At 73.3% G+C, this 20,136-nt stretch carries 21 protein-coding genes; 15 read left to right on the top strand and 6 right to left on the bottom strand.

Annotated features, from left to right (window positions below):
• Positions 1 to 20: 20 nt before the first annotated feature.
• Complete coding sequence (locus tag ACGFZP_RS25520; protein ID WP_392937170.1) at positions 21 to 1,130, top strand: MerR family transcriptional regulator; 1,110 nt, start codon at positions 21 to 23, stop codon at positions 1,128 to 1,130.
• 36 nt (positions 1,131 to 1,166) lie between these two features.
• Here ACGFZP_RS25520 and ACGFZP_RS25525 read toward each other — a convergent pair whose 3' ends face one another.
• Entirely contained in the window at positions 1,167 to 1,934 is a 768-nt protein-coding gene (locus ACGFZP_RS25525; RefSeq protein ID WP_392937172.1) for a class I SAM-dependent methyltransferase, read from the bottom strand.
• 343 nt (positions 1,935 to 2,277) lie between these two features.
• On the opposite strand from ACGFZP_RS25525, the gene ACGFZP_RS25530 reads away from it, so the two are divergent.
• The 3 genes from ACGFZP_RS25530 (at position 2,278) to ACGFZP_RS25540 (ending at position 3,739) form a co-directional block, all read left to right on the top strand.
• On the top strand, positions 2,278 to 2,688 hold the full coding sequence (locus tag ACGFZP_RS25530) for a helix-turn-helix domain-containing protein (RefSeq protein ID WP_392937173.1): 411 nt from the start codon (positions 2,278 to 2,280) through the stop codon (positions 2,686 to 2,688).
• A gap of 18 nt (positions 2,689 to 2,706) precedes the next feature.
• Positions 2,707 to 3,252, top strand: a complete 546-nt coding sequence (locus ACGFZP_RS25535) for a hypothetical protein (protein WP_392937176.1) — start codon at positions 2,707 to 2,709, stop codon at positions 3,250 to 3,252.
• A 133-nt stretch (positions 3,253 to 3,385) separates the two neighbouring features.
• Positions 3,386 to 3,739: a DUF2516 family protein gene (locus tag ACGFZP_RS25540; protein ID WP_392937178.1), complete on the top strand. Its 354-nt coding sequence runs from the start codon at positions 3,386 to 3,388 to the stop codon at positions 3,737 to 3,739.
• 93 nt (positions 3,740 to 3,832) lie between these two features.
• Here ACGFZP_RS25540 and ACGFZP_RS25545 read toward each other — a convergent pair whose 3' ends face one another.
• Complete coding sequence (locus tag ACGFZP_RS25545) at positions 3,833 to 5,329, bottom strand: SpoIIE family protein phosphatase (RefSeq protein ID WP_392937181.1); 1,497 nt, start codon at positions 5,327 to 5,329, stop codon at positions 3,833 to 3,835.
• A gap of 236 nt (positions 5,330 to 5,565) precedes the next feature.
• On the opposite strand from ACGFZP_RS25545, the gene ACGFZP_RS25550 reads away from it, so the two are divergent.
• Positions 5,566 to 6,141 (top strand): O-acetyl-ADP-ribose deacetylase, encoded by a 576-nt coding sequence (locus ACGFZP_RS25550; protein WP_392937623.1) that lies wholly within the window; start codon positions 5,566 to 5,568, stop codon positions 6,139 to 6,141.
• 175 nt (positions 6,142 to 6,316) lie between these two features.
• On the opposite strand, the gene ACGFZP_RS25555 is transcribed toward ACGFZP_RS25550, so the two are convergent.
• Positions 6,317 to 7,147 carry a class I SAM-dependent methyltransferase gene (locus tag ACGFZP_RS25555; RefSeq protein WP_392937183.1) on the bottom strand — a complete coding sequence of 277 codons (831 nt, stop codon included), beginning with the start codon at positions 7,145 to 7,147 and terminating at the stop codon, positions 6,317 to 6,319.
• 460 nt (positions 7,148 to 7,607) lie between these two features.
• Between ACGFZP_RS25555 and mshA the strand changes: the two genes are divergently transcribed.
• Positions 7,608 to 8,921 carry a D-inositol-3-phosphate glycosyltransferase gene (mshA, locus tag ACGFZP_RS25560; RefSeq protein WP_392937626.1) on the top strand — a complete coding sequence of 438 codons (1,314 nt, stop codon included), beginning with the start codon at positions 7,608 to 7,610 and terminating at the stop codon, positions 8,919 to 8,921.
• Positions 8,922 to 9,016: 95 nt separating this feature from the next.
• Positions 9,017 to 9,547 (top strand): YbjN domain-containing protein, encoded by a 531-nt coding sequence (locus ACGFZP_RS25565; RefSeq protein ID WP_392937186.1) that lies wholly within the window; start codon positions 9,017 to 9,019, stop codon positions 9,545 to 9,547.
• On the opposite strand, the gene ACGFZP_RS25570 is transcribed toward ACGFZP_RS25565, so the two are convergent.
• Complete coding sequence (locus ACGFZP_RS25570; RefSeq protein ID WP_392937188.1) at positions 9,544 to 10,899, bottom strand: MDR family MFS transporter; 1,356 nt, start codon at positions 10,897 to 10,899, stop codon at positions 9,544 to 9,546. The two genes, ACGFZP_RS25565 and ACGFZP_RS25570, sit on opposite strands and share 4 nt — an antisense overlap.
• A gap of 148 nt (positions 10,900 to 11,047) precedes the next feature.
• Between ACGFZP_RS25570 and ACGFZP_RS25575 the strand changes: the two genes are divergently transcribed.
• Together ACGFZP_RS25575 and ACGFZP_RS25580 are read left to right on the top strand one after the other, a co-directional pair.
• Positions 11,048 to 11,806, top strand: coding sequence for a phosphoglyceromutase (locus ACGFZP_RS25575; protein ID WP_392937191.1), 759 nt, complete (start codon positions 11,048 to 11,050; stop codon positions 11,804 to 11,806).
• A gap of 260 nt (positions 11,807 to 12,066) precedes the next feature.
• Positions 12,067 to 12,654: a lytic polysaccharide monooxygenase gene (locus ACGFZP_RS25580; protein ID WP_392937193.1), complete on the top strand. Its 588-nt coding sequence runs from the start codon at positions 12,067 to 12,069 to the stop codon at positions 12,652 to 12,654.
• Positions 12,655 to 13,171: 517 nt separating this feature from the next.
• Here ACGFZP_RS25580 and phoU read toward each other — a convergent pair.
• Positions 13,172 to 13,855 (bottom strand): phosphate signaling complex protein PhoU, encoded by a 684-nt coding sequence (phoU, locus tag ACGFZP_RS25585; RefSeq protein ID WP_392937196.1) that lies wholly within the window; start codon positions 13,853 to 13,855, stop codon positions 13,172 to 13,174.
• A 307-nt stretch (positions 13,856 to 14,162) separates the two neighbouring features.
• On the opposite strand from phoU, the gene ACGFZP_RS25590 reads away from it, so the two are divergent.
• Both ACGFZP_RS25590 and ACGFZP_RS25595 read left to right on the top strand, forming a co-directional pair.
• The gene (locus ACGFZP_RS25590) at positions 14,163 to 15,530 is read left to right on the top strand and encodes a sensor histidine kinase (protein ID WP_392937199.1); all 1,368 of its coding nucleotides are present in this window, start codon (positions 14,163 to 14,165) and stop codon (positions 15,528 to 15,530) included.
• A 2-nt stretch (positions 15,531 to 15,532) separates the two neighbouring features.
• Complete coding sequence (locus ACGFZP_RS25595; RefSeq protein ID WP_392937202.1) at positions 15,533 to 16,228, top strand: response regulator; 696 nt, start codon at positions 15,533 to 15,535, stop codon at positions 16,226 to 16,228.
• Between the two features lie 104 nt (positions 16,229 to 16,332).
• Here ACGFZP_RS25595 and ACGFZP_RS25600 read toward each other — a convergent pair whose 3' ends face one another.
• The gene (locus ACGFZP_RS25600; RefSeq protein ID WP_392937205.1) at positions 16,333 to 16,980 is read right to left on the bottom strand and encodes a DUF461 domain-containing protein; all 648 of its coding nucleotides are present in this window, start codon (positions 16,978 to 16,980) and stop codon (positions 16,333 to 16,335) included.
• Positions 16,981 to 17,476: 496 nt separating this feature from the next.
• Here ACGFZP_RS25600 and ACGFZP_RS25605 point away from each other — a divergent pair, with 496 nt between their 5' ends.
• From ACGFZP_RS25605 to ACGFZP_RS25620, 4 genes are all read left to right on the top strand, one after another.
• Positions 17,477 to 17,959 (top strand): CarD family transcriptional regulator, encoded by a 483-nt coding sequence (locus ACGFZP_RS25605; RefSeq protein WP_030244332.1) that lies wholly within the window; start codon positions 17,477 to 17,479, stop codon positions 17,957 to 17,959.
• A 278-nt stretch (positions 17,960 to 18,237) separates the two neighbouring features.
• Positions 18,238 to 18,987, top strand: coding sequence for a 2-C-methyl-D-erythritol 4-phosphate cytidylyltransferase (ispD, locus tag ACGFZP_RS25610; protein WP_392937629.1), 750 nt, complete (start codon positions 18,238 to 18,240; stop codon positions 18,985 to 18,987).
• On the top strand, positions 18,977 to 19,516 hold the full coding sequence (gene ispF / locus ACGFZP_RS25615) for a 2-C-methyl-D-erythritol 2,4-cyclodiphosphate synthase (protein WP_392937206.1): 540 nt from the start codon (positions 18,977 to 18,979) through the stop codon (positions 19,514 to 19,516). The genes ispD and ispF overlap by 11 nt, the downstream gene beginning before the upstream one ends.
• 199 nt (positions 19,517 to 19,715) lie before the next feature.
• Positions 19,716 to 20,111 (top strand): PPOX class F420-dependent oxidoreductase, encoded by a 396-nt coding sequence (locus ACGFZP_RS25620; protein ID WP_392937209.1) that lies wholly within the window; start codon positions 19,716 to 19,718, stop codon positions 20,109 to 20,111.
• Positions 20,112 to 20,136: the final 25 nt, after the last annotated feature.

Here is a 20,136-nt window from a genome sequence, read left to right on the forward strand (position 1 = left end):
GAGACCCGAGAGTCCCCGGTATGGAGAGCGACCTGCGCAGCATCGGCGAACTGGCCCGCGACAGCGGCCTCGGCGTCAGCGCGCTGCGCTTCTACGACGGCGCCGACGTGCTCACCCCCGCCTGGGTCGACCCGCAGAGCGGCTACCGATGGTACGGGCCCAGGCAACTCGCCGACGCCCGGCTGCTCTGCCGGCTGCGGCGGGTGGGCCTGCCGCTCGCCGACATCCGGGCCGTGCTCGGTGCCGCCCCGGGCTCCGGGGCCGCCCACCAGGTGGTCGCCGCGCATCTGCGCCGACTGGAGGACGGCCTCGCCGACGCCCGCCGTGAGCTCTCCCTGATCCGAGTGCTGATCGACCAGAGGGAGAACCCCGTGACCACCACCCCCACCGAACACCGCGTCACCGTCGCCGCAGAGGAGCTGGCCGCCGCCCTGGACGCCGTCCGCTTCGCCGTCGGCCACGATCCGGGGATGCCGGTCCTGGCCGGTGTGCTGTTCGACCTGGACGGCGGGGTGCTGCGCCTGGTCGCCACCGACCGCTACCGGCTGGCAACGGCCGAACTGCCCGTCCCCGGTGCCGCGTTCGATCCCGGTACGGCGAGCGTGATCGTCCCGACGGCGCTGGCCGACGGCATCCGCGCCCTGCTCGGCGCGGGCGCCGAGGAGGCGGAGCTGACCCTCGGCACCGGCCTGGTCCGGGCCGAGACCGGCGGCCATCGGATCGAGGGCGCCACCCTGGACCACGACTACCCCGACTACCGTCCGCTGGTCCGCCTCGACCCGGGCCACCGGATCGGTCTGTCCGCCGCCGAGCTGCGCCGTGCCGTCGAGTCCGGGGCCACCCGCAGCCTGCCCTCCGGTCCGCACGGCGCCGTCTGTGAGGTCACCGTGCTCACCGTCGACCAGGGCGGCCACCTCACCGTCGCCCCGGCCGACGAGGGCGCCCCGACCGACGACGGCCTCCGGGTGGCCGTCAACCGCGAATTCCTGCTGGACGCGCTCCGGGCCGGAGCCCCCGAGCAGCTCGTGCTCGAACTCGGCGGCCCCATCGCCCCGCTCGCCATCCGCACCCCCGGCCGGGACGGCACCTTCTCCCTGCTGATGCCGATCCGAATCCCCCAACCCGCCTGACCCCCAAGCCCGATGCCGCCGCAGGCCGCGGCCGTGCTACTTCTCCGGCCGACGGCGGGCGAGGTGCACGGTCAGGTCGGCGTTCAGCCCGACCGTGGCGGGAAGCACCTCCCGGATCCGGTGGAACACCTGCTCCCGGTCTGCGGCCGACAGGATCAGGTAGGCCGAGACGGTCGACAGGTGGCCCATGTACGCGTGGGCGGTCATCGTGAGCGGCCGTTCGATCTCCGCCTGCCGCACGTCGGTGAACCACTCGGACTGCTGGAGCTCGGTGCCCGGCCACTGCATGGCCTGCTCCGGCGGCGTGCCGTCAGGGGACGCGATCTCGTCGGTGTCCAGGAAGGGCAGTCGGGCCTGCTGGACGGCCTGTGCCAGTTCCGGGTCGGCGAGCCGGACCGGGCTGCCGAACGAGGCGAACACACCGCCGGGCGCCAGCAGCGCCGCCATCCGCGGCCAGCGGCCCACCGGGTTCGTCCAGTGCAGCGACGCCGCCGCGTAGACCAGCCCGTACCGCTCGCCCAAGGGCAGCACCTCGAACGCTGCCCGCTCCGTCCTGACGCCGGCCGGCACATGCTTGCGCAGCTCGGCGAGCATCGCCTCGTCGGGCTCGGTCGCGGTGACCGCGACCCCGCGCCCGGCGAACAGGCGCGTCGCCTTGCCCGTTCCGGCGCCGATCTCCAGGGCGGTCCGCACCGGCCGACCCGCATACGCCAGCACCAGGTCGAGGAGCTCGGCCGGATACCCCGGGCGGAACCGTTCGTACGCCTGGGCCATCGCCCCGAAACTGAGTGCACGTATCGCCATGCCGGACATCCTGGCAGCGCGTCAGGCCGGCACCTGGAACTTCGCGCGACCTCGCTGCCCGAGTGGTGACCTACAGCCGGGGCACGTTGTAGAGCCGATGGGCATGGCCACGTCGGCCGGGGCGTCCGCGAACCCGCATGGTTCGAAGAGCCACAGCCCAACTGCCGGTCCCGACATACCGCCCCCAGCGCCTGGTGGCCCAAGTGCCACCAGGCCGGGTTCTACCAGGACTGCGGCCGGCGACCACGCAGAGTGGCGCTCTATCGCAGAGGCCGCGCCCGGCGCGTTTGCTGCTGCTAGCGCCGTGCTTGCATTTGCAAGCAGCGTCGGGCAGGGTGGTGGCATGGCCTCACTGAATGTCGGTTCGCTGGGCGAGTACATCCGCGAGCAGCGGAGGAACGCGCAGTACTCGCTGCGGCAGCTGGCGGAGGCCGCCGGCGTGTCCAACCCGTACCTCAGCCAGATCGAGCGAGGGTTGCGCAAGCCGAGCGCGGAGATCCTGCAGCAGATCGCGAAGGCGCTGCGGATCTCGGCGGAGACGCTGTACGTCCAGGCCGGGATCCTGGAGGAGCGGCGGGGCGAGGGCCTGGAGCTACGGGCCTCGATCCTGGCCGATCCGCTGATCAACGAGCAGCAGAAGCAGGCGCTGCTCGCGGTCTACGACGCCTTCCTCAAGGAGAACGCCGCTCACCAGGACGCGGCGTCCGACGGCCCCCAAGCCGACGGCCCGCAAGCCGATGGCCCAGAAACCTAGACACCGGGAGGACCGGCCATGCCGATCACGGACGAGATCAAGAAGACCCTGAGCGACCCGACCCCGCTCTACGCCCTCGCAGGTGCGGGCGACCTCGCGTACGAGAAGCTGCGCGAGGTGCCGGGCAAGGTCGAGGCGCTGGCGGCGGACCGCAAGGGCACCCAGGAGAAGGCCACCGCCGCGCTCCAGGAGGCCCAGGCCCGGCTGGTCGAGGCTCAGGCGAAGGTGACGGACGGCGTCACGACGCTGCCGACCGACCTCAAGGTGCTGCAGGAGAAGGCCCAGACCTTCGCCCTCCAGCAGGTGGGCCGGGCCGTCGAGCTCGCGGTGAAGGCCAAGGAGGCCTACGACGAGCTGGCCGAGCGCGGCAAGGGCGTCGTGGACCGGGGCCGACCGGGCGAGCTCGCCGAGCCGCAGCACACCGACGCGAAGACCGATGCGAAGGCCGACGCGAAGACCGAGCAGGAGCCGATCGAGGCGGAGCTGGTCGAGGAGGACGCGGCCGAGGACGCGCCCGCGCCCGCGCCGAAGAAGGCCGCCCGCACGAAGAAGACCGCCGAGTAGCAGGCCGAGGCCGGTTGCGGCCCGGCCCGCCGGGGCACATCCGGTGAGCCCGGTACGTTGACCCCGTGCCGCCCGCAGCGCCGTGCCAGGATGGGCGGACGGGTGCCGGCACAGAGACGAAGAGGAGGCCGTGATGGGCGGACTGGTCCAGTTGCTGGACTTGGACTACCTGAATCCGTTCTGGTGGTTGGCCATCGCCATCCTGGGCTTCAAGCTGTTCGCGCTTCTCGACGCCGCGACCCGTCCGGAGGACGGCTACCGGGCGGCCGACAAGAAGACCAAGGCGTTCTGGCTGGTCCTTCTGGGTATCGCGTTCGGGCTGGACCTGCTGTTCGGGGCGAACTTCCTGACCAGCTTCCTGACCCTCGGCGGCCTGGTCGCGGCGATCGTCTACATGGTCGACGTGCGTCCGGCGATCCGGGAGCTGACCAACCGGGGCGGCGGCCGGGACGACCGGCGCAACATGGGGCCGTACGGGCCCTGGTAAGCCGCCGGCCGTACCGGCGGACAGCAGACAGACATCGAGCCCCGGCGCGCGTGACGAACCGCGCGCCGGGGCTCGATGCCGTCCGGGGCCAGGTCAGCCCAGGATCAGCTGGACGGGGTTGCGCTCCAGCAGCAGCACCGCGACGTCGTCCGTCAGCGCGCCGCCGTTGAGCTCCTCGACCTCGGCGATGGCGCTGTCGACCAGTCGGCCCCTGGTCAGCCCGGCGGACTGGTGGTCGCCGATCAGATCGGCCAGTCCGTCCTGCCCGAGGCGGCGGGAGCCGGCGCCGACCCGGCCTTCGATCAGCCCGTCGGTGTAGAGCAACAGCCGCCAGCCGGGCGGCAGTTCGATTCGGTGCGCGGGCCAGACGGCCTGGCCGTCGTCGCAGGGCAACAGGCCGAGCGCGGGCCCGGCGAGATCGGCGGGGAGCATCACGGGCTTGCGGTCCCGGCTCAGCAGCAGCGGCGCGGGGTGGCCGGCCAGATAGAGCCGGGCGTACTCGGGGGCGCCGAGCGAGGTGAGTTCGCCGGGGCCTGCGCCGGGCTCGATGACCAGCATGCAGAGCGTCGCGAAGATCTCGTCGCTGCGCCGCTCATGCTCCAGGACGTGCTGGAGGGTGGTGAGCAGGGCCTCGCCGGTGAGGCCGGCGAAGACGAGGGTGCGCCACGCTATCCGGAGTGCCACCCCGAGGGCGGCCTCGTCGGGGCCGTGGCCGCAGACATCGCCGATCACCACGTGGACGGTGCCGTCGTCGGTGCGGACGGCGTCGTAGAAGTCGCCGCCGAGCAGGGCGCGGCGGCGGCCGGGGCGGTAGCGCCGGGTGAAGGAGAGACCGGCGCCGTCCAGCAGCGGGGTGGGCAGCAGATGGCGCTGGAGCCGGGCGTTCTCCTGGCCGCGCAGCTCGGCCTCGACCAGGCGGCGCTGCGACTCGTCGGCCCGTCTGCGCTCGACCGCGTAGCGCAGCGCCCGGGCCAGCAGCGGGCCGTCCGTCTCGTTCTTGATCAGGAAGTCCTGGGCGCCGGCCGCCACGGCGGCGGCGCCCAGCTCGGCTCCGGCGGCGTCGGTGAGCACCACGACGGCGGTGTGCGGGGCCCGGCGGAGCAGCTCGTGCAGGCCCTCCAGGCCGTCGGAGGCGTCCGAGGGGTGCGGCAGATCGGCGGGGGCGGCGAGGTCGAGCAGGACGCAGCTGAAGTCGGTACCGCGCGGGCGGCCGCGCCGGTTCCACGGCGGGGCGGTGCCCAGCAGCTCGGTGGCCTGCTCCAGGCCGCGGGCCCAGTGGACCTCGATGGAGGTGCCGCTGTCGGCCACCGCGGCCTTGATCAGCTGGACGTCGGAGGCGTCGTCCTCGATCACCAGCAGCTTGAGCGGTGCGGCGGAGGGGGCGGGGCCCCTGGCCGGAGCGGAGGCGGGGGAGGGGAGGGCGCTGCCGGCGTTCGCCCGGGGGTGAGGTATCTGGGGGGTGACGGTGACGCGTCCCGTCGACTGCTCGGCGGGACCGGGCCGCTTGCGGGCATGGCCGGAGAGGGTGCCGTCGAGGGCGCCCGGCAGGTCTGCGGCACCAGGCACCCGCCCGTCTCCCGTTGCGGGCATCGGTTGATCCTCCCTTTCCCCGAGTGCGTAACGGTCGGAGTCCGTCCGCAGTGCCCGCCTGGCACCGTGCGTCGGGGAATGTCTCGCGACCATAACGTGATCTCCGGGGATTTCTCTGGCTGACCGGCGCCGTTGTGGCTATTGCCACGCCGGTGGCGGTGTGATGGACGGACTGGGACAGCGGCCGAGCCCCGTACCGGCAGGCGCGGGGGCGGGCAGGAAAGGGTTGGGCGATGGTGACGCGGATCACTCTGGTCAAGGGTGACATCACGGAACAGCAGGTGGACGTGGTGGTGAACGCCGCCAATTCCTCCCTGCTGGGTGGCGGCGGGGTGGACGGTGCGATCCACCGCAAGGGCGGGCCGCTGATTCTGGAGGACTGCCGCCGGCTGCGCGCCTCGCACTGGGGCAAGGGCCTGCCCACCGGGCAGGCCGTGGCGACGACGGCCGGGCTGCTTCCGGCCCGCTGGGTGGTGCACACGGTGGGGCCGGTCTATCTGGCGGAGGACTACGACGGCAGGGCCGAGCTGCTGGCCTCCTGCTATCGCGAGTCGCTGCGGGCGGCGGTGCGGCTCGGCGCGAGCACGGTGGCCTTCCCGGCGGTGTCCGCCGGGGTGTACGGGTGGCCGCTGGAGGATGCGGCCCGGATCGCGCTCGGCACCGTCGCCGGCCTGGTGCGGGGCCGGCGGCCGGGGGCGGAGGCGGAGCTGGACGAGGTGCGGTTCGTGCTGTTCGGGGCGGAGGCGTACGGGGCGTTCGAGGTGGAGCTGCGCAGGTTGAACGAGGTCGAGCGGGGTGGTCCGGGCGGTTGAGCGGCCGGTGGCCCGGGCGGCCGTGGCGGTGCCGCTCGGGTGTCCCCATGGTGGCGTGAGGGGGCGTCAACACGCCAGAGGTATTCGATAACTCGTTCGAGTGAATCCCTGGGCTCGCTCATCAGCTCCCGGGCCGGTCGGCCGCCCGTGGAACGCCCCCCGTGGCGGACCCGGCCTACGGCGCGAGCGCCGTCCAGGGCACCGTGACCTCGCCCTGCCGCCAGCGCCCGCGCGCGTCCACCAGCGGCCAGCTGCCCGCCAGCGCCGTGCACGCGGCCACCCAGCGCTGCCGGGCGCCGAACGCCCCGTACGGCGCGGCCGCCGCCCAGGCCCGGTCGAAGTCGCCGAGGAAGGCGTGCACCGGGCGACCCGGCACGTTGTGGTGGATCAGCGCCTTCGGCAGCCGTTCGGCCAGGTCGGACGGCTGCCCCAGCCCGCCGAGCCGGGCCGCGAAGGTGACCGTTCGGGGGCCCTCCGGGCCGAGCGCGACCCAGACGTGCCGCCGACCGATCTCGTCGCAGGTCCCCTCGACCAGCAGCCCGTCCGGGGCCAGCCGGGCGCAGAGCCGCTCCCAGACCCCGGCCACCGCGGCTTCGTCGTACTGCCGCAGCACGTTGGCGGCCCGGATCAGCCCGGCCGGGGCGCCGCCGTCCAGCGGGACCTCGAAGCCGCCGCGGCGGAAGGTCAGGAGCGGCGGCTCGGCGTACGGCAGCGCCGCCGCGACCCGCTCCGGCTCGATCTCGATCCCCACCACCCGGACGTCCGGGCGCACCGCCCGCAGCCGCCCGGACAGCTCGACCGCCGTCCACGGCGCGGCGCCGTACCCCAGGTCGACGGCCACCGGCGGGCGGTCGGCGGAGCGCAGCGCGGGGCCCAGCGTGTGGGCGATCCAGCGGTCCATCCGACGGAGCCGGTTGGTGTTGGTGGTCCCCCGGGTGACCGTCCCCACCGGCCGCCCCGGGCGCCCTCGGGCAGGCGCGGCGGCGGCGTCGAAGGAGGCGGGCATGCCCAGAAGGGTACGCGGAACCCCGCCCGCCGCCCTCCGCCGCCCTCCGCCGCCCTCCGCCGGCCACCCCGTCACCGGGTACGCCGGCGCACCCCGTAGCGGGCGCACCGGGCGCCCGTACCCGGGGTGCGCCGGGAGCGCCCGCACGGCCCCGCCCGCCCCGGCTCACCGCCCGGGCCGGGCCCCGCCGCCCGGCCGCGCCATCTCATCGGCCGAGACGGGAATGCCGATCGGTGACCAGGTGGTTGGCACACTGGTGGTGATGTGTGCCCGGACGGGGCAGCATGCCGCCGCGCCGCACCCCCGGCGTGGCGGTGCGGCATGGGCGGACGCGCACAGACCGAGCAGCAGACAGCAGGCTGCAGTGACCGGGCAGTACAGAGGAGGCTTCAGCCAGGTGATCCAGCACCCCGTCCGTCCGGTACGCCGTGCCCAGCCGAGCTCGCCGGCCCGCGGCCGGATCCAGTCGCTCGTCACGGGCCGCCAGCGCCGCCCGCGCCGGATAGCGATGCTCAGCGTCCACACCTCGCCGCTCCACCAGCCCGGTACCGGTGACGCGGGCGGCATGAACGTCTACATCGTGGAGCTCGCCAAGCGGCTCGCCGACCTCGACATCGAGGTCGAGGTGTTCACCCGGGCGATCTGCTCGGACGACGCCCCCACCGTCGAGCTCGCCCCCGGCGTCCTGGTCCGGCACGTCACCGCCGGCCCGTACGAGGGCCTGGTCAAGGAGGACCTGCCGGCCCAGCTCTGCGCCTTCACCCACGGGGTGCTGCGCACCGAGGCGGGCCACCGCCCCGGCCACTACGACCTGGTGCACTCGCACTACTGGCTCTCCGGCCAGGTCGGCTGGCTGGCCGCCCAGCGCTGGGGAGTGCCGCTGGTGCACACCATGCACACCATGGCGAAGGTCAAGAACGCCGCGCTGGCCGAGGGCGACACCCCCGAGCCGGCCGCCCGCGTCATCGGCGAGACCCAGGTGGTGGAGGCCGCCGACCGGCTGATCGCCAACACCACCGAGGAGGCCGCCGAGCTGGCGCTGCACTACGCGGCCCGCCCGGACCAGCTCGCCGTCGTCCACCCCGGCGTCAACCTGGACGTCTTCCGCCCCGGCGGCCCCGGCGCCCGGAGCGCCGCGCGGGCCCGCCTCGGCCTGCCGCAGGACGCCGCCGTGCTGCTCTTCGCCGGCCGGATACAGCCGCTGAAGGCCCCGGACGTGCTGCTGCGCGCCGTCGCCGCGCTGCTGGAGCGCCGACCGGAGCTGCGCGAGCGGCTGGTGGTGCCGGTGGTCGGCGGCCCGTCCGGTACCGGGCTGGCCCGGCCGGAGAGCCTGCACAAGCTCGCCGCCCAGCTGGGCATCGGGGACGTGGTCCGGTTCCACCCGCCGGTCGGCCAGGCCCTGCTCGCCGAGTGGTACCGGGCCGCGACGGCGCTGGTGATGCCCTCGTACAGCGAGTCCTTCGGGCTGGTCGCCCTGGAGGCGCAGGCCTGCGGCACCCCGGTGGTGGCGGCCGCGGTCGGCGGCCTTCCGGTGGCCGTCCGGGACGGCCACACCGGGGCGCTGGTGCACGGCCACGACCCGCTGGCCTGGGCGCACGCGCTGGAGCCGTACGTCACCGAGCCGGCTCTGGTGGCCCGGCAGGGCGAGGCGGCGGCCCGGCACGCGGCCGGTTTCGGCTGGGACACCGCGGCCGCGACCACCGCCGAGGTGTACGCCGGCAGCCTGGCCCGCCCGGCGGGCCGGCTCACCGGGTCCCGCCTGTGGCTGGCGTGACCGCCCGCGGCAGCGTCCGCCGCCGGGGGTGACCGCCCGTCCGGCGGGCCCGGTCGCTGCTGCGCCCTCCGGTACCGCCGAGTAACGTCACCCTCATGGCAATCCGCACCAAGGACGAGGCCCTGACCCTCCTGCGCACCGCCCTGGACGACACCGGGGCGGCCTGGGAGCCGGCCGCCGCCGACCCGTACACGCTGGTCGTGACCCTTCCGGGCACCCGGAAGCTGAGTACCGCCTGCGCCCTGCGGGTCGGCGACCACACCCTCTCGGTGAACGCCTTCGTGATCCGCCGCCCGGACGAGAACCACGAGGGCGTCTACCGCTGGCTGCTGGAGCGCAACACCAGGCTGTACGGGGTCGCCTACGCGATCGACCCGCTCGGCGACGTCTACCTGGCGGGCCGGCTGCCGCTGGAGGCGCTCAGCGCGGACACCGTGGACCGGCTGCTCGGCACGGTGCTGGAGAACGCCGACGAGCCGTTCAACACGCTGCTGGAGCTGGGCTTCGCCTCGGCGATCCGGCGTGAGTGGGAGTGGCGGACCAAGCGCGGGGAGTCCACCCGCAACCTGGCCGCGTTCGCCCACCTCGCGGCCCCGACCGGGGACCGGACGCCGGTCGAGGACTAACAGGCCGGGGCGGGCTTCACCCCGGCGTCCGTCCCGACGTCCGCCCCATCGATCGCTCCGGCGCCCGCCCCGGCCTTCGGTCCGGTGCCCGCCCCGGCCTGCGTCGGCCGGCCGGCCGCCACCGCGGAGGCCGTCGCCGCCCCGGGCCGCCGCCCCAGCACGGCGTATCCCACCGCCGCGAGCGTGCCGCAGGCCGCGCAGGCGCCCCACATCACCCCGCTGCCCGCGTGCTCCAGCAGCACCCCGCCGACCGCCGGGCCGAGGAACGACGCGAGCGACCAGGACAGCGAGTAGACGCCCTGGTAGCGGCCGCGGGCATGGGTCGGCGACAGCTCCGCGACCAGGCCCATCATGGTCGGCGCGTTCAGGATCTCGCCGATCGTCCAGACCGCGACGGTGAACGCGTAGAACCACGCCGAGGAGCCGGCCAGCGCGGTCAGCCCGAACCCCCAGCCCATGAACAGCGAGCTGGCGACCAGCAGCGCCGTCCGGTTGCGCCCCTCCATCCACCGGGTGAGCGGGATCTGCAGCAGCACGATCAGCAGGCCGTTGAGGCCGATCACCAGGCCGTACTGGGTGGCCGAGATCCCGGACCGGCCCATGTCCACGGCCAGGGTGGTGCTGCCCTGCTGGGCGACCAGCGCGAGCAGCAGCGTGAGCCCGACCACCGCCATGAAGCGGGTGTCCCGGAAGACCGTGCCGAGCCCGACCGTCGGCCGGTCGGCGGGGCCGGCCGGGGTGTCCGGCCGGGTCTCGGGGATCCGGACGAAGATCACGACCGCGCAGACCAGGGTGGAGAGCGCGTCCAGCAGGAACAGCGTCAGATAGCCGTGGGTGGCGATCAGCCCGGCGGCGGCCGCCGAGATGCCGAAGCCGATGTTGATCGCCCAGTAGTTCAGCGCGTAGGCGCGGACCCGGTCCTGGGCGGGCACGATGTCCGCGATGATCGCCGAGGTGGCCGGCCGGGTCGCGTTGTTGCACAGACCCACCAGGAAGGCGACGACGGCGATGGCCACCTGGCCGTCCGTGAACCCGAGCACCGCCGTGAACAGCGCGGTGCCGAGCTGGGCGGCGACCAGCGTCGGACGGCGCCCGATCCGGTCGGTCAGGACCCCGGCGCCGATCGACGCGATCGCCGCGCCGAGGCCGAACAGCGAGGCGACCAGACCCGCGTACGAGGCCGAGTACCCGCGGTCGGTGGTGAGGTACAACGCCAGGAACGTCACCACGAACGCGCCCAGCTTGTTGATCAGGGTCGACGTCCAGAGCCACCAGAACTGCCGCGGCAGACCGCCCGCCGACTCGCTCGCGGCTCTTTGGACACGGGCGAAGACGGGCAGGTGGGGCGGCATGTCGGGCTCCCGGCGGCAGACTTCCGCTGAGCGGTACCGGTGGTCCCGGACAGCGGTCGTGGTAAGTGTCACAAGTGCTGTGCACACATTACACAGCGGGGGTGGTCCCGACCAGGGGGTTTTTCCCGCCTCCACTAAGCTGGGCGCCATGGCTGACACGACGTACCGACTCATCCTCCTCCGCCACGGCGAGAGCCAGTGGAACCAGAAGAACCTGTTCACCGGTTGGGTCGACGTCGACCTCAACGAGAAGGGTGAGAAGGAGGCCGCACGCGGTGGCGAGCTGCTCGCCGCCGAGGGCTTCTTCCCCGACGTGGTGCACACCTCGCTGCTGCGCCGCGCCATCCGCACCTCGCAGATCGCCCTGGACAAGGCCGACCGGCACTGGATCCCGGTCAGCCGCAGCTGGCGCCTGAACGAGCGCCACTACGGCGCCCTCCAGGGCAAGGACAAGGCCCAGACCCTGGCCGAGTTCGGCGAGGAGCAGTTCCAGCTGTGGCGCCGCTCCTACGACACCCCGCCGCCGGTGCTGGCCGACGACGCCGAGTACTCGCAGGCCGGTGACGCCCGCTACGCCGACATCCCGAGCGAGCTGCGTCCGGCCACCGAGTGCCTCAAGGACGTCGTCGAGCGGATGCTCCCGTACTGGTACGACGCCATCGTTCCGGACCTGGCCGCCGGCAAGACCGTCCTGGTCACCGCCCACGGCAACAGCCTGCGCGCGCTGGTCAAGCACCTGGACGGCATCTCCGACGAGGACATCGCCGGCCTCAACATCCCGACCGGCATCCCGCTGGTGTACGAGCTGGACGCCGACTTCAAGCCCGTCGCCAAGGGCGGCCGCTACCTGGACGCGGACGCCGCCGCGGCCGCCATCGAGGCGGTCAAGAACCAGGGCAAGAAGTAAGGTCCGACACTGCTCAGGCCCCGCTCCCCGGATATCGGGGGGCGGGGCCTTTGTCGTTCAACTCCGCTGTGGGGGTGGGTTGTTGGCTGCTGCAAAAGTGGTTCAGACCATTGACGGTCCCGGTGGCGGCTCCTACCGTGTGAGCACCTACCTGGCGCAGGCATGCCAGAGGTCGCCCCCAAGACCCCTGGACCGCCGCACCCCCACGCGCGCGTGACTGCGCCCGGCGCACTCTCCATCCACCCCCACGGAGGAGCACCATGCGCAAACGTCATATCGTCGGGGCCGCGCTGGCCGCGCTCGCGGTACCGCTCACGCTGGCCCTGCCGGCCCAGTCGCACGGCTACATCACGACCCCGCCCAGCCGGGCCGCGCTCTGCGCGGCGGGCACCGTCACCGGCTGCGGTGAGATCCAGTGGGAGCCGCAGAGCGTCGAGGGCCCGAAGGGCTTCCCGGCCAGGGGCCCGGCCGACGGCGCCATCTGCGCCGGAGGCAACTCGCGGTTCGCCGAGCTGGACGCCCCGCGCGGCGGCAACTGGCCCACCACCGCGGTCGCGGCGGGGCAGCAGCTCACCTTCACCTGGAGGTTCACCGCGCGGCACGCCACCACGAACTTCAAGTACTACCTCACCAAGGCCGGCTACAACGCGGCCCAGCCGGTGACCCGCGCGAGCCTGGAGCTCACGCCGTTCCTCACCGTCCCCTACAACGGGACGCAGATTCCGAGCACGGTCAGCCACAAGGCCGTGCTCCCCGGCGGCCGGACCGGTCACCAGGTCGTGGTCGCGGTCTGGGAGATCGCCGACACCGGCAACGCGTTCTACTCCTGCACCGACGTGAGGTTCTGACCGGGCCGGATCGGAGCCCGGCCCCGCAGTCGGACGGGGGCCGGGCTCCGGGGTGCACGACCGTCTCCCACGGCGGCCGTGCACCACGGAGCCTGCCTGCGGTAACCGGCCGCCGGCGTCAGTGGCCGCAGCAGCCGCCCGTGGCGCCGCCGCACTGGCAGGGCGCGCCGGACTGGCAGCCGCAGCCGCAGCCCGGGCCGCAGCCGCAACCGGCCGCGAGGACCGGCAGCAGCTTCGGAGCGGGCGGCTCTACGGTGTCGTGTGCCGGTGTCGGTCGGGTCGGGTTTGCCTTCATCGCGCTGGACCCTCCTTGTGACGGGCACACTTCGGTGCCTACGGCATCGAGTGAAACCGCCGAGCGGACGGAGCGTCAACGGGCGCGCAGTGGTGGGGCACCCGAGATGCCGTGCGCCCTCACCACCCCTGCCCGAGGTTTACCCGCGGCCGGGGGCGAGGCCGGCGCCTTGACGAACCCCACCGGGCCGCCCGCCCGCTCCCTACGGGCCCGCCGCGGCGTTCACTCCGCGGCGGCGGCGGCCTCCGACGAGGCCACGAACTCGTCCACGTGCTCACCGGTCACCAGGTACACCACGCGCTTGGCGACCGACACCGCGTGGTCCGCGAAGCGCTCGTAGTAGCGGCCGACCAGGGTGACGTCCACCGCGGTCTCGATGCCGTGGTGCCAGCGGTCGTCGATCAGGTGCGCGAACAGCTCGCGGTGCAGCGCGTCGATCGCGTCGTCGTCCTGCTCCAGCTCCAGCGCCTTGTCGACGTCCTTGGTGGCGATCACCAGGCCGGCCTTGGCCACCAGCCGCTGGGCGAGCTGGCCGAGCTCCAGGACGGTCGCGTGCAGGTCGCTCGGCACCGCCGACTCGGGGTAGCGCAGCCGCGCCACCTTGGCCACGTGCCGGGCGAGGTCGCCACAGCGCTCCAGGTCGGCGCTCATCCGCAGCGAGGTGACGACGATGCGCAGGTCGGTGGCGACCGGCTGCTGGCGGGCCAGCAGGTCGATGGCCCGGTTCTCCAGCTCGTGGTGCAGGTCGTTGACCTTCTGGTCGGCGGCGATCACGCTCTCCGCCAGCTCCAGGTCCGCGTCGAGGAGTGCCGTGGTGGCCCGCCCCAGGGCCGAACCGACCAGCCGGGCCATCTCGACCAGGCTGTCGCCGATCGAGTCGAGTTCCTCGTGGTACGCGTCGCGCATTGCTCTCTCCTCAGTAGCTGTGTCGGTGGCGGTGCCGACCGGTCATTCCGGACGACCGTCGGTACGGCGTTCGAGTGACCGCTGCTGGTGGCGCGAATGCTACGCGCGCACCGGGGCGACGGACGGCAGTTCGGCCCGCCACCCTCTCCCACACGGGCTGCGTGGCCAACTCTGGGCCGTCCGGGCGACCACGCACGACCCGCGCGGTGAATCGGCAGCTACGTGAAGGTGAATTCTCGGCAACGTGCGGCCGATCCCTTGATCCGACCCAGGGGGAGCGCCCGCACTGTGCGCTTAGGCTGGCGGTATGGACGTGAACGTGGCCGCCGCCGCTGCCTGCGCCATAGCCGGGCTCGGCGTCGGCCTCACGGCCTCCATCGCATTCCGCTGGAGCGAGCGCGAACAGGCCCGGGGCAGGTACAGCGGCACCAGCGGCAAGAACAACGGTCGGCAGCAGATCCTGGGCGCCGGCCCCCAGGAACCCCCCCTCCCGCCGGGGGTCGACACCGTACTCTCCGTGCTGCGCTCCTGCGCGATCGTGCTCGGCGAGGGCGACGAGGTGGTCAAGGCCAGCTCGGCGGCGTACGCCATGGGCCTGGTCCGCGGCGGCGCGGTAGCCGTCGACCAGATGCTCTCGCTGGCCCGCGCCACCCGCCGGGACGGCGAGATCCGCCAGGTCGAACTGGAGGTGCCCCGCCCCGGAGCGGCCCGCGCCGCCGAACCGCTCGCGGTGTCCGTCCGGGTCGCCCCCCTGGGCTCCCGGCTGGTCCTGGTCCTGGTCGAGGACCAGACCGACCGCCGCCGGGTCGAGGCGGTCCGCCGCGACTTCGTCGCCAATGTCAGCCACGAGCTCAAGACCCCGGTCGGCGCCCTGTCGCTGCTCTCCGAGGCGGTCGCCGACGCGTCCGACGACCCGGAGGCCGTCCAGCGCTTCGCCGGCCGGATGCAGATCGAGGCGACCCGGCTGGCCAGCCTGGTCCAGGAGATCATCGACCTCTCCCGGGTCCAGGACGACCGGCTGATGGTCGACCCGGAGCCGGTCGCGGTGGACGAGCTGATCGCGGAGGCGATCGACCGCTGCCGCCAGCAGGCCGCCGCCAAGCAGATCCTGATCGCGGCCGGCGGCATCGCCGGCCTCTACCTGCACGGCAACCGCGGCCAGCTGGCCGCGGCGCTCGGCAACCTGGTCGAGAACGCCGTCAACTACAGCCCGCCGCGGACCAGGGTCGCGATCGCCACCCGCCGGATCTCCAGCGCGGCCGCGCTCGGCGAGGCCGACGGCGAGCTGATCGAGATCTCGGTGACCGACCAGGGCATCGGCATCTCCGAGAAGGACCGCGAGCGGGTCTTCGAACGGTTCTACCGGGTCGACCCCGCCCGCTCCCGGCAGACCGGCGGCACCGGCCTCGGCCTCTCCATCGTCAAGCACGTGGCCGCCTCGCACGGCGGTACCGTCTCGGTGTGGAGCGTCGAAGGCCAGGGCTCCACCTTCACCGTGCGCCTGCCCGCCGGCCAGGCGCCCGCCGCCGAGGCCGGGACCGCCGCGGCCGCCACCGCCCCCAAGACCCTCACGGACCGGACGGCCACCACGGGCCGCCCGGACCGCCCGCTCCCCGCCGGGGAGCCCGCAGCACCCCTGTCAGACACAACCCAGCAGCTTGCCCCGGAGGCCTGATCGTGACCCGAGTACTGGTGGTCGAGGACGAGGAGTCGTTCAGCGACGCCCTCTCGTACATGCTCCGCAAGGAAGGCTTCGAGGTGGCCATCGCCGCCACCGGCCCCGACGCCCTGGAGCAGTTCGAACGCAACGGCGCCGACCTCGTCCTGCTCGACCTGATGCTGCCGGGCCTGCCGGGTACCGAGGTCTGCCGCCAGCTGCGGGTGCGCTCCAACGTCCCGGTGATCATGGTGACCGCCAAGGACAGCGAGATCGACAAGGTCGTCGGGCTGGAGATAGGCGCAGACGACTACGTCACCAAGCCGTACTCCACCCGGGAGCTGGTCGCCCGGATCCGCGCGGTGCTGCGCCGGCGCGGCGAGGCCGACGGCGTCGGCGACAACGGCGGCGGCCCGGGCGCCCTGGAGGCGGGCCCGGTCCGGATGGACGTGGACCGCCACGTGGTGACGGTGGACGGTGCCAAGGTCGACCTGCCGCTCAAGGAGTTCGACCTGCTGGAGATGCTGCTGCGCAACGCGGGCCGGGTGCTCACCCGGATGCAGCTGATCGACCGGGTCTGGGGCGCGGACTACGTCGGCGACACCAAGACCCTGGACGTCCACGTCAAGCGCCTGCGGGCGAAGATCGAGCCGGACCCGGGCGCCCCGCGCTACCTGGTCACGGTGCGTGGCCTGGGCTACAAGTTCGAGCCGTAAACCGCCGCGGCGGCCGACTGCTGCACACATGGCGAAGGCCCCCCTCCGGTATCCGCCGGAGGGGGGCCTTCCCCGTGTGCTGCCCGGCCCCGAGGGGCCGCGCGTCAGTGCGTGGCGGCGGCCGTCGAGGCGCTGCCGGACGGCGTGGCCGCACCGGTGGACGCGGTGGCCGGGGCGGCCGAGCCGGAGGCGGCGGGCGAGGCCGGCGCGGACTTGGACGGCGCGGCCGCCGGGGAGGCGGTCGGGCCGTAGCCCTTGTAGACGCCCTTGTTCGGGCTGACCGCGGCCTCGGCCGCGACCTTGTCGCCGCTCTTGAAGGCGAACGTGGTCGGCACGAAGCCGCCCACGCTCAGGGTGGCCGAGGCGACCTTGGCGGACGGGTTGCCGTCGCCGCCCAGCAGCACCGCGCCACCGGCCGGCACGACGATGCCGGTCAGCGGGGCGCCCTTTTCGTCGGCGAAGGCGGCGGTCGCGCCGGCGCCGACCGTGATGGACGCCAGCTCGACCGGCTCGGTGCCGCTGTTGCTGATGTTGACCGTCACGTTGGCGGGGCCGGTGTGCTCGCCCGAGGACTCGTCGCCGGTGACGACGACGATGTTGTTCAGTCGGAGGTTCGTACCGAGCGTCGCCGAGGCGTTGTCCGGCTTGATCTCCAGGGTCTCCGGCGAGTTGCCGGTCGCGCAGGAGGACAGCGAAACGATGGCCAGGGCGGCGAGGGCGGCGATGCTGCCGCGTCGAAGGCTGCGGCTCACGGCGGCGGCTTCTCCTAAAGGTAAAGGTCACGTGTCGGGTGGTCAGGTCTCAGATTATCGACCTCGCTTATGCGCTCTTCACGGGGTGGGTCCCCGTGTCGCGCTCCCGGCCCCTGCCCGGCGCCCGTACGGCCGCAGTTCCACGTGTTCAGGTCAAGCTTTGACCCGGGCGCGCCGACCGGTGACGCGGCCGGGTAATGCCCGCGGAACCGCTCCGGCGACGCGCCCGGAGTCGACCAAGATCGGATCACGATCGGGAAACGGCCCGATAAACGGTGAAAACTCAAGATCCAATCACGGTTTCGGGAGTGTTGCCGCAGGTTTCGACGGGCGCCGGAACCGCCTCCGACCTGCGGGAAGCCTGCGTCGAACACCGGTCGCAGCACGTCATGGGGGTCCTTGTCAAGCCCCGAGACCGGCCCTGACCTGCGAAAACGCCCTTCGGGTGCGCCGAAAAGCGTGTTATTCTGGAAAGCCACGGAAGGGGTCCTGTCACATGACGTTCAAGGTTGGCGACACGGTGGTCTACCCCCATCACGGGGCCGCGCTGATCGAGGCCATCGAAATTCGCCAGATCAAAGGTGTGGACAAGACCTACCTGGTGCTCAAGGTGCAGCAGGGAGACCTGACGCTCCGCGTGCCCGCCGAGAACGCGGAGTTCGTCGGCGTGCGCGATGTAGTCGGCCAGGAGGGTCTGGACCGGGTCTTCGAGGTGCTTCGCGCACCGTACACCGAAGAGCCGACCAACTGGTCCCGTCGCTACAAGGCAAACCTCGAGAAGCTCGCCTCGGGTGACGTTATCAAGGTCGCCGAGGTTGTGCGCGATCTTTGGCGTCGCGAGCGCGAGCGCGGTCTGTCGGCCGGCGAGAAGCGCATGCTCGCCAAGGCCCGCCAGATCCTCGTCAGCGAGCTCGCGCTGGCTGAGAACACCAACGAGGACAAGGCGGAGACGCTGCTCGACGAGGTCCTCGCCTCGTAGTGCGGTCGGGCTCGCGCCCCGCCCCACTGAAGCGCCCGTTACGCTCACAGCGCCCGATGTCCGCGCGCCGCTCACAGGATGAACCGTCCTGGAGTGGTGCAGTGGCACCTCGGGCGCTGAGGCGTGCCCGGAAGGCGGCCGTACCCCGCGCCGGTGAACCGTTCCCCCGTTCACATGTGAAAGACCGTTTCTGCGGGCGGAGGACCGTGCTGCTTCGGAAGGGGTCCGCGCCCGTCGTGCACGCCAAGGCCATACCCACTTCGCCGAAGGAGTGAAACCTGAACGCCACAGCAGCAGTCGCAGCAGCAGTGGTGCCCGCCGCCGGACGCGGCGAGCGGCTGGGGCCCGGGGCCCCCAAGGCCCTGCGGGAACTGGGCGGGGTGCCGCTCCTGGTGCACGCCGTCCGGGCGCTGGCCCGCAGCCGGGCGGTCGGCCTGGTGGTGGTCGCAGCCCCGGCGGACGGCGTCGCCGAGGTGGTCGCCCTGCTGGACAGCCACGGCCTGGACGGCAAGGACATCCGGGTGGTGGCAGGCGGCGCGACCCGGCAGGAGTCGGTGCGCCTCGGGCTGGCCGCGATCCCGGCCGAGGTGGAGATCGTCCTGGTGCACGACGCGGCCCGTCCGCTCGTGCCGGTCGAGGTGGTGGACGCGGTCGCCGCCGCCGTCCGTGCCGGAGCCGAGGCGGTCGTCCCCGCCGTGCCGCTGGCCGACACCGTCAAGCGGGTCGAGCCGAACCCGGGCGGGACCGAGCCGGTGCTCGACACGCCCGACCGGGCCACCCTGCGCGCGGTGCAGACCCCGCAGGGCTTCCAGCGCGCCACGCTGGCCGAGGTGCACGCCAAGGCGCTGACCGAGGAGGCCGGGGGCGGTCTGCCGCCGGTCACCGACGACGCCGGCCTGGTCGAGCGCTTCGGCGGCCGGGTGGTCGTGGTGCCCGGCCACGAGGAGGCGTTCAAGGTGACCCGTCCGCTGGACCTCGTGCTCGCCGAGGCCGTACTCGCCCGCCGGAGGGCCTCCGATGGCTTCTGATTCCACTGGCTCCGCTGGATCCACTGATCCCGCGTCGGCCGCCGCGCCGCCCGTCCTGCCCCGGGTGGGCGTCGGCACCGATGTGCACGCCTTCGAGGCCGGCCGCCCGCTCTGGGTGGCCGGACTGGAGTGGCCCGGTGCCGAGTACGGCCTGGCCGGGCACTCGGACGCCGACGTGGCCGCGCACGCGGCCTGCGACGCGCTGTTCTCGGCCGCCGGGATCGGCGACCTGGGCGCGCACTTCGGCACCGACCGGCCCGAGTGGTCCGGCGCCTCCGGGGCGACGCTGCTCGGCGAGGCGGCCCGGCTGGTCCGGGTGGCGGGTTTCGAGATCGGCAACGTCTCGGTCCAGGTGATCGGCGTCCGGCCGAAGATCGGCAAGCGCCGGGACGAGGCGCAGGCCGCGCTCTCGGCCGCGGTCGGCGCGCCGGTCTCCGTCTCCGGCACGACCACGGACGGGCTCGGGCTGACCGGCCGGGCCGAGGGCCTGGCGGCGATCGCGACCGCCCTGGTCTACGAGCGCCGCTGACGCCGGGCCGCCGTTGGCTTCGGGCTGCCGCTGACGCCGGGCCTCCGGGGGCCTCGGGCCGGTCCGGGTGGTCGATCGGGAATACCCGGGCATTGACGGGTGTTCAGGACACCGTGCCGGGTTGGGAGTCGCTACCGTTCGGTGCGGGGCCCCTCGGCAGGCCCTTTCCCGACGCCGCTTGACGAGACGAGGTCCCCCGATGGCCGCACACCTCTCCGACCGGGCCAAGGCCCTGATCGACGGCAAGAGCTTCGCCGTGGTCTCCACGATCCAGCCCGACGGCAGCCCCCAGTCCTCGGTGGTCTGGGTGAAGCGGGACGGCGACGACATCCTGTTCTCCACCGTGGAGGGCCGCCGCAAGCACCTCAACCTGGTGAAGGACCCGCGGATCTCGCTGGTGATCAACCCGCCGGAGAGCCCCTACACCTACGTGGAGCTGCGCGGCGAGGTGACCTTCACCCGGGAGGGCGGCCGGGAGCTGATCGACGAGCTGGCACGCAAGTACCGCGGCGACGACTCCTACGGCTTCGACGGCCCGGACGACGTGCGGGTCGTGGTCCGGCTCAGCCCGCGCAAGGCGGTCGGCAACCTCTGATCCCGGGCAGGGCGGCGGAGGCGCC

Source organism: Kitasatospora sp. NPDC048239 (genome assembly GCF_043202015.1).
Lineage (GTDB): Bacteria > Actinomycetota > Actinomycetes > Streptomycetales > Streptomycetaceae > Kitasatospora.

Bases quoted from the DNA above. Each gene is read 5' to 3' on its own strand.
- ACGFZP_RS25520 (WP_392937170.1), top strand. From the start codon at position 21: ATGGAGAGCGACCTGCGCAGCATCGGCGAACTGGCCCGCGACAGCGGC.
- ACGFZP_RS25525 (WP_392937172.1), bottom strand. From the start codon at position 1,934: ATGGCGATACGTGCACTCAGTTTCGGGGCGATGGCCCAGGCGTACGAA.
- ACGFZP_RS25530 (WP_392937173.1), top strand. From the start codon at position 2,278: ATGGCCTCACTGAATGTCGGTTCGCTGGGCGAGTACATCCGCGAGCAG.
- ACGFZP_RS25535 (WP_392937176.1), top strand. From the start codon at position 2,707: ATGCCGATCACGGACGAGATCAAGAAGACCCTGAGCGACCCGACCCCG.
- ACGFZP_RS25540 (WP_392937178.1), top strand. From the start codon at position 3,386: ATGGGCGGACTGGTCCAGTTGCTGGACTTGGACTACCTGAATCCGTTC.
- ACGFZP_RS25545 (WP_392937181.1), bottom strand. From the start codon at position 5,329: ATGCCCGCAACGGGAGACGGGCGGGTGCCTGGTGCCGCAGACCTGCCG.
- ACGFZP_RS25555 (WP_392937183.1), bottom strand. From the start codon at position 7,147: ATGCCCGCCTCCTTCGACGCCGCCGCCGCGCCTGCCCGAGGGCGCCCG.
- ACGFZP_RS25565 (WP_392937186.1), top strand. From the start codon at position 9,017: ATGGCAATCCGCACCAAGGACGAGGCCCTGACCCTCCTGCGCACCGCC.
- ACGFZP_RS25570 (WP_392937188.1), bottom strand. From the start codon at position 10,899: ATGCCGCCCCACCTGCCCGTCTTCGCCCGTGTCCAAAGAGCCGCGAGC.
- ACGFZP_RS25575 (WP_392937191.1), top strand. From the start codon at position 11,048: ATGGCTGACACGACGTACCGACTCATCCTCCTCCGCCACGGCGAGAGC.
- ACGFZP_RS25580 (WP_392937193.1), top strand. From the start codon at position 12,067: ATGCGCAAACGTCATATCGTCGGGGCCGCGCTGGCCGCGCTCGCGGTA.
- phoU (WP_392937196.1), bottom strand. From the start codon at position 13,855: ATGCGCGACGCGTACCACGAGGAACTCGACTCGATCGGCGACAGCCTG.
- ACGFZP_RS25590 (WP_392937199.1), top strand. From the start codon at position 14,163: ATGGACGTGAACGTGGCCGCCGCCGCTGCCTGCGCCATAGCCGGGCTC.
- ACGFZP_RS25605 (WP_030244332.1), top strand. From the start codon at position 17,477: ATGACGTTCAAGGTTGGCGACACGGTGGTCTACCCCCATCACGGGGCC.
- ispF (WP_392937206.1), top strand. From the start codon at position 18,977: ATGGCTTCTGATTCCACTGGCTCCGCTGGATCCACTGATCCCGCGTCG.
- ACGFZP_RS25620 (WP_392937209.1), top strand. From the start codon at position 19,716: ATGGCCGCACACCTCTCCGACCGGGCCAAGGCCCTGATCGACGGCAAG.